The following is a 16727-nucleotide window of genomic DNA, read 5'->3' as shown; positions in this document are numbered from 1 at the left end:
TGTTCCCGTGTTAAGTGGATTTTTGATTCCGTTCCACGCAAAATAAGGGATTCGAGCTCTCCGATAAGGAGCGATCGAATCCCTGTTTATGTTGGGAGAGCCATGGATTCGGCAGTTTTGGCGTCCCGCTTAATGGGTTAAAGGGGTTTCGGTCTGCGCTTTCTTGTTCATCGGCTTTCCGGTCAATAGAAGGTAAATGCCGAATACAAGCTTGACGCCGATATCGGCATATGCGAGCAGATGGAAGCTAATGTTCGAATCGAGAAAGCCCAGAAGCGCATCCGCGATCAGCAGCACGGCGAGCACAAACATCGAAGGCCCGTGAACCCAAGCCATCGGGATAAAATGAATGCCGATCGCCAAAAACGCCCCAAGCCAAATCAGCCGGTAATTTTCGTCCGCAAAATGCGGCCCGCCGATCAGCACCATCAGTACGAACATGAGGATGATCGAAAAGAAAAGCATCCGGTTTTGCCCTTGCGTCGGCTTTCCGTACGATAATTTGCGGCTTAAGGATTTGTTGGCCAAAATGCCGAAAATCCCGATGACATAGCCGAAAGAAAAAACGGGCATCATGATCAGCTGCTTTCCTCCCGCCATCAGCCCGGCGAAAATGACCACAGCGACCCAGATCAGCCATAACCCGCAAACCCGTTTATTCAAAAAGTTTGATTTGTTCCATATTCCCCCAGACAAAGCCTTTTCCGTCACTTGTTTCCCTCCCTAACAACTGGTTCAGTAACCATTATAGACCAGTATGTTCGGCTTGAAACCCTGCCCATACACCTAAAAATGCTGATTCTTTAGCCTCTTGCGGCTGCTCGTAACGACCGTAACGGGCTCCGCAAAACCGGCCGCAAGACAATTGTGGAGAACCCTAAACACGTATTCGGTGAAGCCGGATAAAACCTGTGTTAGTCTGTTTACAGGAAGCAATTAACAAATGCACCAAGAACTTTTGAAGGGAGACATTCCTTTGGGAAACTGCTTGAACGTTAACTTGCCCCGTACCCAATCGTCGTAAAAAGGAGGTGAACGTCATGAGCAACCTGAACATGGAATTGAACAAAGAACTGGAAAATCTCGACCTGGAGCTGATCGAGCTTGATCAAGCGGAAGCGATCCCTTCCACTGCGGCATCGAGCGGAAGCGGCAGCAGCTCCACCTGCGGATCTTCGTCCTGCTCCTCTTGCTCTTCATCTTGTGCATAAGCTTGAAGCGAGTCCATCCGATCGAACTCATTAAAAATGTTAAAGGAGATGTTAAACATGAACCAATTGAACAAGGAATTGAACAAAGAACTGGAAAATCTCGATCTGGAGCTGATCGAACTTGATCAAGCGGAAGCGATCCCTTCCACCGCGGCATCGAGCGGAAGCGGCAGCCACTCCACCTGCGGATCTTCTTCCTGTTCTTCCTGCTCTTCTTCCTGTGCTTGATCACATTCAGCCGAGCAAATCAAACGCCTGCGCAAGACTTACTTTCCTAAGATGGATTCAAAAACCTTGGATGGGGCGGTAACGGCCGCTTCATCCAAGGGATTTTCCGGAGGAGGAGCATTGGTGACGGAACCCCACGTATTCATCCGCCAAAATCATCTGTCTTCACATTCTATTCAGCGACTGAAGGATCATTTCTACCTACGATTCGCCAACTATCGGAAAGAGCGCGCTGCCTATGCAACGCAGCGGCAGAAGCTGCGCCAACAATTATCCGGATTCATTGAACGTGAGCCGGGAGCCAGAATTGCATACATACGCCTCCAGCAGGGGATGAAAAGAGGCAAGATACAGTTCGAAAAGATCCCCAAGCTTGAATTCGTAGATCCGCTTCTGTTGGAAAACATCCGGTCCCATCTAATCCGTGGACAGGAGCTTCAGCAGCATGAGGAACTTTTGCGGGAACAATTTGAAAAAGCATATAAAAGACAAGCGGAAGAGCTTTATGAGCTGTTCCGGGAGCAGTCAAACGTACAAAATGCCTTGCTGTTCACCAACTTTGAAATGTATTGTTCGATGAACAATTCCTATAGCCCCAAAAAAACAGGAAAGGTTTGGAAAATTATGATGCGTTCATTTGCCAAAACCGCCCCGTTATCCACGTTTACCTCCATCGGCAGGACAGGTGACCGGACATCGACTAGCCGGATCCGTTTGGCCCAGTGGATATTGCTTGCATGGTTTGATTATTTTCTCCTGCTGCCGGAAGTCATCCGAGCAAGCCGTTTTCGAATTAAATATGAGGCCGATCCGTTCGGAGAAGCAGTTTGGACCGTCGGCGCCGGGGAGCCGTTAGAGGTCCGGCCCGGTCTATATCAGCGTCAAAAACGGCGATTCATGTTACAGGAACCCAGGCTGCGAAATCTCCCTTCCGGCAGCATCGTTACATGGGAAGAACTTGCCTCCCGCTTGGGTGTCGGAACGGATTGGGTTGAGAGCCGGACCGCGAAGCTGTTGGCCGCCGGCTATCTTCGAAATGTGCTGGAGCGCAAGGCGGAGACCCTTACCTTAAACACTCTGATTGACGAAGCGTCTTCTTTCCGGAACGTTTCCGGGAGAGTCGACGGCTTCGTCAGGCATCTGGAGGCACTGCATCTCATCGCTTCCCGGCTGGAGAACACCTCGGATCTTCATATACGGGAGTCGCTGATCCTTTCCGCGCAGAAGCATGCGTCAGCATGCTGCGATGCGGTGTTGTGGAAAGGAAAACGCCCCTTGGACCTTTTTCATGAAGACAGCTATATTCCTGCGGGCCCCCATGAGATTCGGGCTTCCGCCAGAAGAACGATCGACAAATGGGCAGATATTCTTCCGTTATTCGATCACAGATTAAAGTTCAGGCTGTTCATGAAAGAATTGCTTCAGGACCGGCTCCCTGCTTCCTATGAGTCGCTTCGCCAGTCTCTTTCGGAATACGCCGGCATGTACGAAAAAGAGGTAGCTCTGCGCCGGACCAGCCGAAATACAGTGTTTGCCGCATCGCCCCAGGTAACCCGCCTTGAAGATTTGAAGGACGTTTATCGGGAACGGATCAAACCGGCTGAAAACGGCGAGGACGTGCATATCGGGGAAGATGAACTTATGGATCTTAAAGCGCAGCTTGAGGAGGTCGGCATCAAGCCGCAGCGGACGCTGCAGCTGTTAATTCAGCCGGCGATGAACGGGAAATACGTCGTCAATGATTGCAAAAACGGTTACCTGGCGTATTCCATCTACCATGACCCGGGGCGCCATGAGCAGGTGCTCCATAAAATAAGATCCGCTTTGGGATGCAAAGAGGCGTTGCTGCTGACGTATTCGCCGTCCTGCGGATTTAATCCGAACACGAACGATTTTACGGAAACGTATTCCTTGACGGAAGAAATATACGACCCGGAGGAAGGGGGACAACCGGAAACATCCCGTTTGATTGCCCTAAACAGCTGCACATTGGAGTGGAACGCGGACGTGAACCGGTTTGAGCTGCGGGCCGGAGATGTCCGGGGGATCGCGCTTTACACGGGCAGCCTTGCGCCGGCATATCTTCCGGAAGATTACAGGAATATTGCCCTTCTAAGTCAATCGGGCTTTTTAAACGGAATTGGATTCGAGTATAACGAGATTTCCATCGGGGAGAGCAGGAAGCTGGGAAGAATCAGCTTCGGTGATCTTATTTTGCAGCGCCGCAGAAACATATTGCACTCCAGCCTTTTCTCAAGTCTGACCTTCGACCTGGAAGGATACGGCTCTTTCCATGAGCTTCTAGAATCCCATGATATTCCGCTGCGTTCTTTCGTCAGGCTTTTTCCAGTCCGCGAAGGAAAGCTCCAGATCGAATATGGAGCGACGGCCATTCTCAAGCCGATTTTTTTTGATGCGGAAGAGCCGCTCTATGTTATCGAAATGCTGAAGCACATCCAGCGGAGCCGGCAGCAATATGGGGACATCGCCGTTGTGTTTGAAGAAGCGCTGCCGGATCCGTACCAGACGGATTATACGGCTGAATATGTGTACGAAATGTAATGCCGGAAAGGAGGAAGAAGCGATGGATAAAAGTCCCGTGCGGATCATTGGCGGCCCCGGAAGGGTTGAATTGCTCGGACGCAGCCGGATCATCAGTGTTGCAGCTGCCAGTTATGACGATATCGTCCATCTTTTTGCAAAGCCTGATCCGAACCCGCAGGAAGCGGAGTGGGTGGCCCGCGTTCGCAGCCTGCTGCGGGAGCCGGAAACGCCCCGGCCGAAGGAACGTTACGAGTTGGGAGACCGGATCATATTCGCCGATGGGGTGTGCATGAGCTGTCTTGGGCGGCAATATCCGGTGTCTTCTTTGAACAGGTTTCCTCTTCCCAAGCTGTTGGAAACGCAGTTATGGGAGGGAGATCGCATCATCACGATGGATGCCGACGGCCTTGCGGCCATTGCTCCGCTGCCCGAAACCGCACATGCGGAATGCTGCCCGCTGGTCCGAAGCCCGCTTCTGAAGTTGGGAGAAGAAACACGCGATGAAAGCGTGCTTGAACAGGAATTGGTTCAGGAGCGGGTGCGGCAAATAGAGATCGATTTCGAAACGTACTGGACGTTAACGGCGGATTTCGGAGATCACGTCCGCAAATTTGACGGTCCGAGCAAACGCCGTGTGCTGGAGGATATGTATGCATACATGCTTACCCATTATTGCAGCTACCGCACGCTTTCTCCCGGATTAACCGTTCGGGCCGCTTATCTGAATCATCTCAACCGTTACGGATTGAATGGCGGGGGAGAGAAAGAGCAGCGGATTTTCGATCCCGGACAATTTTCGTTTTGGATGCCTGGCCCCGTGTTATTCCCGCCGGTCATGAGTTACAAGGTCATTGAAGCCTTGATGCCGGTATACGGCGTTGAATGGAAAAGCGGCGGAGTTCTTTTGCGGGCTTTCGGAGAGGATCTGGAGGATGCCTTGTTCCGGTTATGGAACAGACTTCGCGCGAAGGAAGGATCCACGGAGGCTAATGCAGGAGCTTTTAGGGATGAAAATAGGCTGGCGGGGGCCTATCATACACGGGACCGGCAGAATGGCGAGCTTCCTCTTTTTCGATATGAAGACGGGTTTTCCCGCAAATACGGGTTTGCTTTATTGGGGGGAGGTGATGATTCATGTTCGCAACGCACGCGTTGAACGAGGTACTGAACCGGAGAGAGCCTAGGACGCTTTTGGAGGTCGAGGGGGAACGGCTGCCCTGTTTTATCACGTACGGCGACCGTCCGGAAACAAACGGATATTTGGAACGGAAGCCTCCGAAATTTGCCCTGCTGCACGTGGACGCGCATGAATGCATCGTCGGGCCGGTTTTTTACCGTGAAGAATTAGGCTGCCCTTCCTGCTTCCTGAAACGAAGGACTTTCAATCTTCGGGAGCATGAATATCGGCTTGAAGGGGCGCCCAGCAGGCTGGTCGGAGACCTGCGGGTACCCGAGGATCTCGTGATGGAATGCTTCGGCATGCTGCTCCGCAAGCGCAGGCGGCCGGGACTGCTGGACTATTACCGGATGAACGGAAACGGATTGTTGAAACGGCTAACCTTTTGGCCGGCGGAACGATGCTCCAATTGCTCGGAAGGCGGGAATCCGGATGACGCCGAAGCGTTTGCGGCGGCTTTTAGGGAGAAGGCGGTGTACCCGTATGGAGACAGTTACCGCCCGAAGGAGGCCTCCATTCCGAGCGATGTTTTCAGGGCGGATAATACCGACTCGAATTTTATCGTTTATAAAGACCGGAATACGCGATCCTTCTTTTCCGTCTCCACCTTTTTCCGGGTAAATAGGGAAGAAAAATATGGAATGGGAATCGGAAGCACGACCGATTATCGGGCAAGCGAGCGCAAGTCTTTGTTTGAAGCCCTCGAAAGGTATGCGGGCATGCATCCGCGAGGCCGGGAGCGAACGGTTGCCCGCGCCAGTTTTAACGCCATGCGGCAGTCAGGGCATGTGACGGATCCCCGGATCTTTATCAGGGATGTTGCAGGTTCAAGCGAGAGTCTGATTCCCTTTGACGAAGATGGCGAGTTGCCATGGATCCCCGCCTATTCCTGGAGCTCAAAAGCGCTAACGTATGTTCCCGAAAGCTTGGCTTACTACAAAATGGATCAGAATTATTCGGGCGGCGCGCTGCGGGTTTATAAAGGGAACTCCAACGGCAACGCGTTGGGTACCGGCCTTCTGGACAGCGTGTATTATGCCTGCCTCGAATTAATCGAACGGGATGCTTTTCTGAATCATTGGTATTTACGGCATGCGCCCCCGGAAATTCGACCGGAATCCGTTACGAACGGCAAAGCCCGGTACATGTGCGGAAGGCTGGAGCAACTGGACTACGATGTCAGGTTGTTCGACATCACCATGGATACCGGAATCCCGGTCATCTGGGCGCTTTGCTTCGGCAGGACGCCGGAAAAGTTTGCGGCGTATTCGACGTCCGCGGCGCATCCCGATCCGGAGAAAGCCATTCAGAACGCGCTCGAGGAAATGCTGCTCGCCCTTGAATTTTACGACACGCATACCGGCGAAATCCGTGAGAAGGCCAAACGCATCAAGCGCCAGGGCGTTCGGGAAGTCGAAGACCACCCGATCCTCTACTTCTTGCCGGAGGAAAGGCATCATTTCGATTTTTTGTTCGGGGGCGGCGACGTGGATCTCATGGAACGCTTTGCAGATTATTACGAAAAACTCAGATATACCGCCATTGATATGGCCAGCGAAACTTCGGGGCTTCTTGACCGGCTGACAGCCATTTTCGGCGACGTCATTCTGGTTCGTCAGACGCCGGAGGGATACACGCATCTGGGCCTGGAGGTCGTCAAAGTGCTGATCCCCCATTTGCAGCAGCTCTGGTTTGGAGAGGAACATCGGATGTTAAGCCGGAAGCGGCTGGAGCAAGCAGCCCGGCTCTGGGGCGTTGCGCCGGGAGACATTCAGCATGCGCCTCATCCTTTTCCATAAAGGAAAGGGCTCCAAAGTTTCTATTAAGCTCCTCGTACGAAGCCCGAAACAGAGACATGGCATATTTTACGAAGGCCAAATTTTAAAGGGAAGAAGGAGATTGTTGATGCTGTTGAAATTTAACCAGGTTGAAAAGCGCTTTAAGGAAAAACAGGTATTGTCCGGAGTAAGCTTCGAGATCGACGAAGGGGAGAGCATCGCGCTGATCGGACCGAATGGAGCCGGAAAAACGACGATGATCCGTTCGGTATTAGGCCTTACATCGATTGATGGCGGCGAGATCGTCCGGAACTTTGATACGCGGCAAGATGTAGGCGTCATGCTTCAGCACGATTTGTTTCCGGATCATTTGCGGGTCAGGGAAGTGATCGAATTGCACAAAAGCTACAGCAAATCAAACGTAAGCACCCATGCCCTGCTCGAGGCCGGCGATCTTGTCAAAGAAGCGCGCTCATTGGTTCAAAACCTTTCCGGCGGCCAGAAACGGAGACTGTCTTTTGCACTTTCGCTGGCGGCGGATCCCAAGCTGCTGTTCCTGGACGAACCGACGGTAGGGATGGATGTGACGGCCTCCCGAATGTTCTGGAATAAAATCCGGGAAATTCAGGAGCAGGGCAAGTCGATTTTCGTAACCTCCCATCATCTCGACGAGCTGAATGACTACTGCCGCCGGTTTATTTTCCTGAAGAACGGCGAGATTATCGCCGATGTGCGCAAAGAGGATTTGAACACCCAAAAGGTGATCGTCGTTTATCTGGAGACGGCGGAGGAAGCACTCGATCTTCAGCGCCAATTCGGCGGCCTGATGGAAGACCGCAAGCTGTATGTCACCGACAAGAATAAACATTCCGTGCTTTGCGCGTATTTGCAGCAGCGGGGCATGACGTTTGAGGAAAGGCTGAAGGAAGTCAGGGATTGTTACCGGGAAATTTATGATCTGAATCCGGAAGAAGGAGTGAAGCAGGCATGATCACGATCATTCGTTATGAAATATTGAAGGTGCTGCGCAACAAACGTTTCGTATTTTTTACGTTGGTGCTGCCGCTGGTGTTTTTGGTGGTTTTGAACGCTTTTGCCAAGCCGGAAGGCGACCAAGGGCAATACATTACTTATCTTGCCGTATTTTGCACGTTGTTCGGAACGGCGGGGAGCGGACTGAACACGCTTAGCACGCGCGTCGCCAAGGAAAAGTCCTACATTGGCAGCATCTATGCCGTCACGCCGTATTCGCCGGGAAAATTCATTTTTGTGACGGCGTTTGTCCAGCTGCTGCTCAACGTGTTGATCGCCGCCGTCATCATTGTATTCGGCCTTGCCGTTTTCAGATTGAACATCGACGGAATGCTGCTGAAAATGGAGCTGCTTGCGGTCTACTCCAGCCTCTACTACATTTTCATCGGGCTGAGCCTGGGATTCTTGCTGGATGTCGTTTCGCTTCAATCCCTCTCCTTCCCGCTCTACATGGGATTTATGGCAATGAATCTGACGAACGATCTCGGACTTCATATGCCGGAGTTCATGGTCCATATTCAGAAGTTTTTCCCCGGATTTTATTTGAACAAGGCCGTCGGAGCGATATCGGCCGGCAGTAACGCGATCCAGGACATCGGGATGCTGACGCTTAACATCGTGGCTCTGCTCGTGGTCACGTTGTTCGTGTACCGATACAAAAGAAGCGCGATGATGGGGTAGCCGCCATGCCGGACGTATTCGAAGAACTGCGGAGAATTCGGAGAGAACTTCACCGGATTCCGGAGCCGGCAGGGAAGGAAATCAAAACGAGGGCTTATGTCGAGCATTACATCCGTCAGCATACCCGGCGGATTCGCATCGACCATCATTCCGACAAAGGCTTGATTGCGTCTTATGACGGCGGGTCGAAACTACCGGCCATAGCGTTTCGGGCTGAGCTGGACGGACTGCCGATCCGGGACGATAAGGAGCTCGACTATAGAAGCCGCCATGCCGGCATGAATCATGCCTGCGGCCACGACGCCCACATGTCGATTTTATTGCAGCTGCTGCGATGGGCGGATGAGGTCGGTCCCCGCAGAAATCTGGTCTTCATCTTTCAGGCGGCCGAGGAAGTGCTGGGAGGCGCGCGGGAGCTTGTTCCGCTCCTGCGGGGCCGGGATATCGGTTATATGTTCGCGGTCCATGTCACGCCTGATTTGTATCCGGGATACTTCGCGCTGCGGGGCGGCACGGCGCTTGCCGGCGCCCTGACGGCCGAGCTCGGATTGGAGCTCGCCTCCGGCCATGCGGCGGACCAACAGGATGTTATGGAGCTGTTGGCCGAAGTCCATGCGTTCCAGCGGGAATATAACGATAAGCGCCGCATCTGTAAAGTTACGCATATCGAAACGAACGGCTACTACAATGCGGTTCCTGACCGGATAACGTTTTTCCTATCGTTCCGATCGGCGGATGAGGAAGCGAACCGCAGCGGATACGCCCAGCTGCTCCACCGGATGCAGCACAACGGTTCCGTGCGCAGCGTTTTGTGGAACCGGGTCGTCTCGGAGTATCCTGCGTATGCCAATGACCCCATATTGGCGGAACGGATCCGGGGCTTGCTCGGCAAGAGATTCGGTCAGGAGTCGGTGTTGAACTCGCCCTTTTTATTTTCAAGCGATGATTTTGCTTTCTATGCCAGGGATTTGCCGGGCCTTCGGACCTGTTATTTCTTTATAGGCGCCTATATAAGGGAACATAACGCGGTGCATACGGCGTCGTTCGATATTGGCGAAGAGGCCCTTCTGTACGGATATGAAAGCCTGCGGGCGATTGTCCGGATGTTCGAGCAGGCTGAAAAACGGGCCGAAAGAACACGACTTTACGAAACCGGGAGTGAAAACGATGAAAGTATCCCCCCTTTATATCTATAGGGAAACCCATTTTCCGCTGCGGCGGGTCTCTCATTATCTGGGCGATTTGGCCGAAAGGTATGCGGAAGCCAAAGCGCGGGCAACCCGGCTCGAGCCCCGGGTCAAAGAAGTTATCGAAGAAATGGAGCATGAAATTGCCGGCATCGCGGAGGATCATGACCGCATGGAGGCGATCCGCTTCAAGCGTGATTTTTTTAATACCCGGCCTTCGGCCCAAGGCCGTTACGAGCGGGTGAAGCATTGGTTTCCTGCAGGTTTGCGGGAAAAGGTGGAGGGCGTATTTGCCGCCCGTGAAGCCGCGCAGTCCGATATGACAGCGATTGAAGCAGAGTTTGGCGAGCTTTCCAGCGCCGACCGGCAATGGCTGCACGACGTCTACCGGGAAGATCCGGAACTATGCGATGCCGTCATGTTCATGAACAGCGCCATCGTGCCCAAATTGGAAAAATATTTGCAGACGCCGGTGGAGCAGCATGACCGCAGCTTGCGAAAGCTCGACTATACCTTAATCAAATTTTTAACCCGGGCCAGCATGAAGACGAGCCCTTTCGCCAATCTGACGTACTCCGGGATGGGCAGCTTCGACGGCGCGGGAAAGGAAGGATGCAAAAAATTGTATCCCCGGATCAACGATTCGCTGATCCTTCAAGTATTCGACAGGCTGTGCCTGGAGCCCGAGCTTATGACCCGCCTGCATTACCGGCTGAACGCCACATGCGTGGAGCTGGAAGGCAAATATTACATTACGGTGCTGCAAAATGCGAAGGGGGAGCGGCAGCTTTACAAATCCAGACAGGGTCTTGTGACGCTGCGTTCGGGCGGAGCTCTCAGGGCTCTTTTTGGCAAATTGTCGGATCGCGGCTCGCTTTCGTACGACGAATTGAAATCAACCCTTACCGGTCTCGGCATTGAAGGGGATCAAGCGGACGGCACGCTTCGCCACCTGATCGGAAGCGGCGTTCTTGAACGCACCGACGTGCTCAACGAACAATCCGGCGAGCTGTTGGCTGAACTCATCCGAAAACTTGAGCATTACGGCATCGTACACCCGTGCCTGAACGCGTTTCGGCAATTGCGCAAGCTGACCGCAGAACTGGAGGCGTCCTTTGACCGTACCAAAGCGGAACGGCTGTATGAAGCCCTTGAGGAACTGTCCGCGATGTTCGGCATGGATCCGATCCCGCGGCGGAGCATGCTGTATATTGACGGCATCGACGAAAAGGTGACCGCTCGCAGCTACCGCGAGCAACAGCATAAGCTGAATCGGCTGTCGCAATACCAATGGCTGATGATGTGTTTTGACACCGTCGTCAAAATGCAGTTTGCCGCAGGCGAATTTTTCCGGCAGCGTTACGGCAGATCCTTTGTACCAAGCAATTCGCAGGAAGCTTCGAGAATGCTCAGGGATATGGCCCAGGTGATCTTTTCGGATACCGAACTGATGAAAGAGACCTACGGCTTTTTCAACTGGAATAAAGCATATATGCATCCGCGCATTCGCAGCCTGCATGACATTGCCGGAGAGTTGGCATCTTTTCTGACCGGGGCAGGGGATCGACAGGAAATCGTTATTCCGGACGACCACATTTCCCGGTGGCTGCGGCAAATCGAGAAGGTGCTCGGCGAGCGGCTGCTTTCCCATTCCTTTTTCGTGCAGGAAGACGGTGAACGTATGGTCGTTAACCATATGTATAAAGGCTTCTCGATCTATTTTGCGAGATTCCTCAAATATTTGAAAGATACGGGAACCGCCTATGGCGAATACTTGAGCGAATGCTTCGACGGCAACCGGGTGGCGGATATACGGAACACGTTTGGCTTTAACGCGAACATCCGGAAAAAAACGGTCGAAAGGGAGATCGCGCTGCCGATCCAATCGATGACGGAATCCGAGCGGTTCCTTTCCTGGTTGGATTTGGGCCTGAGATACAATGCTTCCACAGGGAGCGTGGAGTTTTTTGAGAAGGAGACCGGAGAGGTTGTGCGCCCGCAATTTTTGGGTACGCTTGTCCTGGTCGCCGCACCGGCTATTTTAACCACTTTTGACGTGTTGTCTTCCCATGGAACAAGTTATTTTGACCTTGGGGAGCTGGTCATCCGCGAACGGCTGAAACATTGGGAGGGGCATGATGATGCAACCATTCGCGTCCCGCGGATCAGCTTCGGGGATTCCGAGTTAATCGTTTCCCGCGCCAAATGGCTGATTCCTGCCAAAACTTTGCTTGAGCTGTATAAAGAAAAGGATCGGTTCGGCTCCTGGAAGCGGGTGCTTGATTTCATGGAGGAACATGGCGTGCCCAGCCGGTTTTATGTCCGCGCATTCATGGCGGAGATGGAGGAAGTCACGGAAGGGGGCGAACGCAAGCCGCAATTCATTAACCTCTCATCGCCTTTGTTGTTCCACCTGCTGATTCAACTGGCGGGTAAGACCGGGTACCTGATGCTCGAAGAAGAGTTTCCCGTGGCGGATCCGAAACAGGAATGCGTCAGGGAGTACACTTACGAAATTACTTGCGGGGAGGTGTACGGCGATGCGGCTGCGAACCATTAGCTGCTTTTTGTACGACAGCGAGGCGTCGGCGTCGTTGCTTCGAGGCATCGTCCGGTATATCCAGGCGGGGAGCCTGAAAAATGCCATATTGCAAAAAAGCTGGGTGAACGGCTTCCATGTCAAGACGACGCTCCCCGTGTCCGAGGCCGACCAAGGGCTTGAACGGATGATCCGGCGGACCGCGGAACGTTATGCTAAACCGCGCAGTGCGGAGGAATATGAAAAATACGAGAAGATGCTCCATAAGCTTGCCGGTATGGAGAGGTACTCCGGGGATTATTTACCCTTGTGCCGGGACGGCGAAGTGGTTGTGAAGGAGGAAGAGCGGCTGACCGGCGGAAATCCGCTGTGCAGCCCCAGGATCAATTACGGGATGGAGCTGCTGAAAAGCCAGCTGCTTGCGGACATTTACGAGGATTGGAACAAGCTTTCGGAAGACAGGCAGAACGTGGAATTCGCCAAAATATTTCTCATTACAGGCAGCGGCAGTCCGGGAGGGCTCAAAGTCGGCTATTTATCCCTGCGTTCGAATTTCGAATACTTTAAAACCCAGATCGAAGCCATGAAAAAGAATCCGGCCATCGAAGCGAAAATCCGGGCGGCGCTATTGGGCCGGTCGGAAGTCGAAAAGGAATTTATCGCGGACGGCGTTCAGAAATTTTCGAACGGGATCTTTGAGCGGGAGTTCCTCTTCGGGCGGTTCAAAATCTTCGTCCATTCGCTTTCGGCGATGCTGGCGCAGGCTTATGACGGGGGAGAGCTGGAGGTGGAGAAGCTGACGCATGGCGATGATTTTTTCGAACGTCATGACGAAGTGAGCGAATTTCACCGGACATTTTATTCGAATCCGCAATTTTTACGGCATTACCACGATAAAGGGTTTATTGTATACCGGTTCGTGGCTTCCGCTTTGTACTCGCTGATGCCGCTGCTGGGCATCTCTTCGCTGCGGAGGCAGCGGATTACGGGACTGGTGGCGGAATGCGTGGAGAGCGGCTTCGACATGGACTGGCGGGCTGCATATCGATATTTGGAAATGAAGATGGCAGGTGATACCGATTATGGCAAACTGGCTGATTAAGCAGGAAGACCGGCTTTATCTGTATGAAAAGAAGGGGCTTCACCGCCTGCAAATGCCGCCGGAAACCCAGCGGATATTGGAAGAAGCCGTGCTTGGAGGCAAGCCGGGCAGAATGGCCGAGATCGACCAGACTTTGGCGGATCGTCTTCTAAAAAGGAAAACATCCGGGAGCCCCGTTCAGCAACCGGCCTCTGCTGCGGCCGGCACCAGAATATTGGAAACGGAGTTTCCTCCGGCTTCCGGCCAGTGGCAGATGCTGCATCTTGACGGCGCAACGTCGGTGCTGTTCCGAAACGTGACTCCACAAAACTATGCGGAGCTGATGGCAGCTGCCGAAGCCGGCCCGCAGGAAAAGGACGATCTTTTGCTCAATATTTACGCAGGGCATTTGGCAGCCGCAAGCCGGGCCCGTGCGGGGGATGCAGGAAATGAAGAAGCCAAGACCGTTCTTGCGATTGCCATGGACGCCAAACGGATCGTGGAAGAAAAAGAACTGTTAAGCGACTACGCATTGGAAGAACTAGATTTGCGGGAACTGTTCCCCGGAGAGGACCGTTTCGAATGGACCGCAATGATCGATGCGATGGAGCGCCTCGAAAGCCGCATCATTCCGAGCTTTCTATTCCGCCGGAATGAATGGATCCAGGTCCCTTACAAGCTCGCGAGTGCGGATGACGGCAGTTTCTTTGCCGGGGAATCGGGCGCGGAGCAGATCGTATACGCATCCTGCCGCAATCTGGAACTCCGATTGGAGAAGATGGATCCGGAGGCAGCCTGGTTGGTGGTGGCCGGATCCCGGCACGGGCTCCATCGGCTCGCCCAATTTCTGATGACGACCTATGCCTTGGAGCAGGGACCGGTGGAAAGACAGGTCATTCCTTATGCAGAACTTGCCCGGAATGGGCGAATAGATGCCATGATCAACCGTTTCGTAAAGGAGAAGGAGCAGCTGTATCTCCATGTGGACCATATTCCTGGAACCTCGCTGTGGAGCGCGGCCGCAGGCCCTAAAGAGGAGACGTGGACGGACAGGGTATACGGCACCGCGTCCAGACGGGTGATTGAGGATGCTCTGATCCGTTATTATGCCTTAGTCCGCCAAAACGGAATCCGGGCCGCGGGTCCGGAAAGTTTCCGGATGATCGAAACGCAATCCCCCGGAAACTTGGACCGTCCGGAGACTTGCCGGGCGGAGGATCTGTATCGGCTGATCACCCGGATATACGAGGTACGGGCGATGCGGATTCCGCTGCTTCAGGACAGCGGAATATCCGTGATTCAATTGCGCCGCAAAGGAGGGAAGCAAGCATGAAAGAGCTGTTGTTATATGAAACGGGCGGCATGCTGCTCCAGCAAGTTCTGGGCGAGATGGACCGGCGCGGCATGTTGTACCGACTGACCCAAGAGAGGTCCGGCAAGCCGGGCATGCCCCTTCACGTCATCTCCGACGGCCTCAAGGAAGAGGAATTCGCGCCGTTTTTCCAACCGGCTCCCCAGCCCGCCGGGGGCGTATTTTTCTATCATCAATTGCTGAATACGCTCCTGGTAGGCCCGTATGTCGCAGACCGGTCCGGCGTATGCTTCGCCTGCTTGAAGAGGAGGCTGCAGGCGAATGGCAGGGAAAATATCGTTTCGCTCGCATACGGGGAGCCGGGGCTGTCTTCGCCGCATCCCCAAGCGGCCGAATTTGTCGTCGATATGATGGAGGCGTTTCAGCTCTCAGGAGAACTGCTTGCACGTTATGACCAGCGGGCGGAGCATATCCAGTTTGATGCATTGCGGGCCGATTCCTATGTGTTGAGCCGAAGCGGATATTGCCCTATATGTTCGCCGGACGTAAAACGCGAAAATCCATTCATCCATGGTTTTCAAAGCGGATTTAAGCCAGACCCCCGGACATACCGCCTGAATTCCGGCCCGGATACCGACGCGGTCCTAGAGCGTTGGTTCGACAGGGAGAGCGGGACGGCGACGCACAGCTATCGTGAGCTTCGCTCTTCCATGATCGAAGCAGGCGGCGTCGAAATTCGGGTGAGTCCGGCATATGTCGAGACCGGGTTCGGAAGAGCCTATCGTCGGACGGATGCCGAGAAGGTGGCCGTTCTGGAGGCTGTCGAGCGGTATTGCGGCATGTGCGCTCACGAGGCGCCTTCGGCCGAGAAGAAAAGTTATGCCCAAGTGCGCGCCATCGCGGCGAATCCGGTGGATTTCGGCTTGCATACCGAAGCCGATCAGAAACATCCGGAATTCCGGCTGAAACATTACACGGAGGAGCTGCCTATATACTGGACGCCGGCCTATTCGCTGAAGGAGAAGCGGGAGGTTCTGGTCCCCGAGCAGCTCGTTTATTACGCCGACGGGCATTTCAGAGACCAGACCAATCGGTTTGTGTACGACAGCTCGAACGGACTTGCGTTAGGAAGCTCCCGTGAAGAAGCGGTGCTCCACGGATTGTTCGAACTGATCGAACGGGATCATTTCCTCTGCGCCTGGTATAACCGGCTCCCGTTGCAGGAGCTTGACATCGAGGATACCGGCCTGGACGAGTTGAAACAGCTCCTTTACTTCCTGGAGCTGGTAGGGATCCAAGTCCGATTTTTCGATATTACGATGGAGCTTCGGGTGCCGAGCGTATGGGCCGTGGCTTACGATACCCGAAAGAATGCTCTGATGAAGTCCTATAATGCGGCGGCGGCCCATTTTATTCCCGAAAAAGCCATTGAATCGGCCGCCATGGAGGTCATTACGTCGCTTCCGATTTATGAAGATGCGCTTCGCCGGGATGAGGCGATGCGCGAGCGGGTGCGGCAGCTGGTAGGCCGGCCGGAAGCCGTAACGGAATTTGAGGACCATGTGCTTTATTATGCAAGCAAGGAAAACTGCAGGAGAGGTCTGGGATTCTTGCTGAACCAGGACGCATCCGCCAAACTTCCGGTCCGGCAAGCGTATAGGGAAATATTTTATGAAAGTTCCCGCTTTACCCATGAGGATTTGGCGGAGGATTTGGAACAGTTGGCGTCGGAAGTGCTTCAGCATTACGAAAATATATACGTGGCAGACGTGACGCCCGGCGAGGTTGCAAAATTCGGCCTTTATGCGGCCAAGGTGCTTGTGCCCGGCATGCTCCCGATGACTTTCGGTCATCAGCATCGGCGCGTTATTCCCGAGCGGCTAAGCCGCGAGCGGATGCGGCGGGGCTTTTGCGGGGAGTTTGAAGTGAATCCCGAGCCGCATCCTTTTCCTTGATA

The 16727-nt window shown here is 53.7% G+C and carries 13 protein-coding genes; 12 read left to right on the top strand and 1 reads right to left on the bottom strand.

The window, feature by feature from the left end; genetic code table 11:
- Positions 1 to 129 precede the first annotated feature (129 nt).
- Positions 130 to 711 (bottom strand): DUF6609 family protein, encoded by a 582-nt coding sequence (locus NYE48_RS24145; RefSeq protein ID WP_341000214.1) that lies wholly within the window; start codon positions 709 to 711, stop codon positions 130 to 132.
- 329 nt (positions 712 to 1040) lie between these two features.
- Here NYE48_RS24145 and NYE48_RS24140 point away from each other — a divergent pair, with 329 nt between their 5' ends.
- From NYE48_RS24140 to NYE48_RS24085, 12 genes are all read left to right on the top strand, one after another.
- Positions 1041 to 1211 carry a thiazolylpeptide-type bacteriocin gene (locus NYE48_RS24140; RefSeq protein WP_341000213.1) on the top strand — a complete coding sequence of 57 codons (171 nt, stop codon included), beginning with the start codon at positions 1041 to 1043 and terminating at the stop codon, positions 1209 to 1211.
- Positions 1212 to 1268: 57 nt separating this feature from the next.
- Positions 1269 to 1439, top strand: a complete 171-nt coding sequence (locus NYE48_RS24135) for a thiazolylpeptide-type bacteriocin (RefSeq protein WP_081992076.1) — start codon at positions 1269 to 1271, stop codon at positions 1437 to 1439.
- A 123-nt stretch (positions 1440 to 1562) separates the two neighbouring features.
- Entirely contained in the window at positions 1563 to 4001 is a 2439-nt protein-coding gene (locus tag NYE48_RS24130; protein ID WP_341000212.1) for a hypothetical protein, read from the top strand.
- A gap of 22 nt (positions 4002 to 4023) precedes the next feature.
- Complete coding sequence (locus NYE48_RS24125) at positions 4024 to 5139, top strand: hypothetical protein (RefSeq protein WP_341000211.1); 1116 nt, start codon at positions 4024 to 4026, stop codon at positions 5137 to 5139.
- Positions 5118 to 6959: a YcaO-like family protein gene (locus tag NYE48_RS24120; RefSeq protein WP_341000210.1), complete on the top strand. Its 1842-nt coding sequence runs from the start codon at positions 5118 to 5120 to the stop codon at positions 6957 to 6959. Before NYE48_RS24125 ends, NYE48_RS24120 begins: the two co-directional genes overlap by 22 nt.
- 106 nt (positions 6960 to 7065) lie before the next feature.
- Positions 7066 to 7929, top strand: coding sequence for an ABC transporter ATP-binding protein (locus NYE48_RS24115; protein WP_052146806.1), 864 nt, complete (start codon positions 7066 to 7068; stop codon positions 7927 to 7929).
- Positions 7926 to 8651: an ABC transporter permease gene (locus NYE48_RS24110; RefSeq protein ID WP_341000209.1), complete on the top strand. Its 726-nt coding sequence runs from the start codon at positions 7926 to 7928 to the stop codon at positions 8649 to 8651. Before NYE48_RS24115 ends, NYE48_RS24110 begins: the two co-directional genes overlap by 4 nt.
- 5 nt (positions 8652 to 8656) lie before the next feature.
- Positions 8657 to 9847: a M20 metallopeptidase family protein gene (locus NYE48_RS24105; protein ID WP_341000208.1), complete on the top strand. Its 1191-nt coding sequence runs from the start codon at positions 8657 to 8659 to the stop codon at positions 9845 to 9847.
- On the top strand, positions 9819 to 12398 hold the full coding sequence (locus tag NYE48_RS24100; RefSeq protein ID WP_341000206.1) for a lantibiotic dehydratase: 2580 nt from the start codon (positions 9819 to 9821) through the stop codon (positions 12396 to 12398). Before NYE48_RS24105 ends, NYE48_RS24100 begins: the two co-directional genes overlap by 29 nt.
- Positions 12379 to 13479, top strand: coding sequence for a hypothetical protein (locus NYE48_RS24095; protein WP_212949976.1), 1101 nt, complete (start codon positions 12379 to 12381; stop codon positions 13477 to 13479). The genes NYE48_RS24100 and NYE48_RS24095 overlap by 20 nt, the downstream gene beginning before the upstream one ends.
- Positions 13460 to 14791: a hypothetical protein gene (locus NYE48_RS24090; RefSeq protein ID WP_341000205.1), complete on the top strand. Its 1332-nt coding sequence runs from the start codon at positions 13460 to 13462 to the stop codon at positions 14789 to 14791. Before NYE48_RS24095 ends, NYE48_RS24090 begins: the two co-directional genes overlap by 20 nt.
- Entirely contained in the window at positions 14788 to 16725 is a 1938-nt protein-coding gene (locus NYE48_RS24085) for a TOMM precursor leader peptide-binding protein (protein ID WP_341000204.1), read from the top strand. The genes NYE48_RS24090 and NYE48_RS24085 overlap by 4 nt, the downstream gene beginning before the upstream one ends.
- The last annotated feature ends 2 nt before the right edge of the window (positions 16726 to 16727 follow it).

This window comes from Paenibacillus sp. FSL M7-1455 (assembly GCF_038004655.1).
In the GTDB taxonomy this organism is placed as follows: domain Bacteria; phylum Bacillota; class Bacilli; order Paenibacillales; family Paenibacillaceae; genus Paenibacillus_AQ; species Paenibacillus_AQ cookii.
Note: the sequence above shows the minus strand (reverse complement) of the source record. Positions and strands in the feature narration are given on the sequence as shown.

Excerpts from the sequence above, each read along its gene's own strand:
- NYE48_RS24140 (WP_341000213.1), top strand. The coding sequence starts at position 1,041 with ATGAGCAACCTGAACATGGAATTGAACAAAGAACTGGAAAATCTCGAC.
- NYE48_RS24135 (WP_081992076.1), top strand. The coding sequence starts at position 1,269 with ATGAACCAATTGAACAAGGAATTGAACAAAGAACTGGAAAATCTCGAT.
- NYE48_RS24125 (WP_341000211.1), top strand. The coding sequence starts at position 4,024 with ATGGATAAAAGTCCCGTGCGGATCATTGGCGGCCCCGGAAGGGTTGAA.
- NYE48_RS24120 (WP_341000210.1), top strand. The coding sequence starts at position 5,118 with ATGTTCGCAACGCACGCGTTGAACGAGGTACTGAACCGGAGAGAGCCT.
- NYE48_RS24115 (WP_052146806.1), top strand. The coding sequence starts at position 7,066 with ATGCTGTTGAAATTTAACCAGGTTGAAAAGCGCTTTAAGGAAAAACAG.
- NYE48_RS24110 (WP_341000209.1), top strand. The coding sequence starts at position 7,926 with ATGATCACGATCATTCGTTATGAAATATTGAAGGTGCTGCGCAACAAA.
- NYE48_RS24105 (WP_341000208.1), top strand. The coding sequence starts at position 8,657 with ATGCCGGACGTATTCGAAGAACTGCGGAGAATTCGGAGAGAACTTCAC.
- NYE48_RS24100 (WP_341000206.1), top strand. The coding sequence starts at position 9,819 with ATGAAAGTATCCCCCCTTTATATCTATAGGGAAACCCATTTTCCGCTG.
- NYE48_RS24095 (WP_212949976.1), top strand. The coding sequence starts at position 12,379 with ATGCGGCTGCGAACCATTAGCTGCTTTTTGTACGACAGCGAGGCGTCG.
- NYE48_RS24090 (WP_341000205.1), top strand. The coding sequence starts at position 13,460 with ATGGCAAACTGGCTGATTAAGCAGGAAGACCGGCTTTATCTGTATGAA.
- NYE48_RS24085 (WP_341000204.1), top strand. The coding sequence starts at position 14,788 with ATGAAAGAGCTGTTGTTATATGAAACGGGCGGCATGCTGCTCCAGCAA.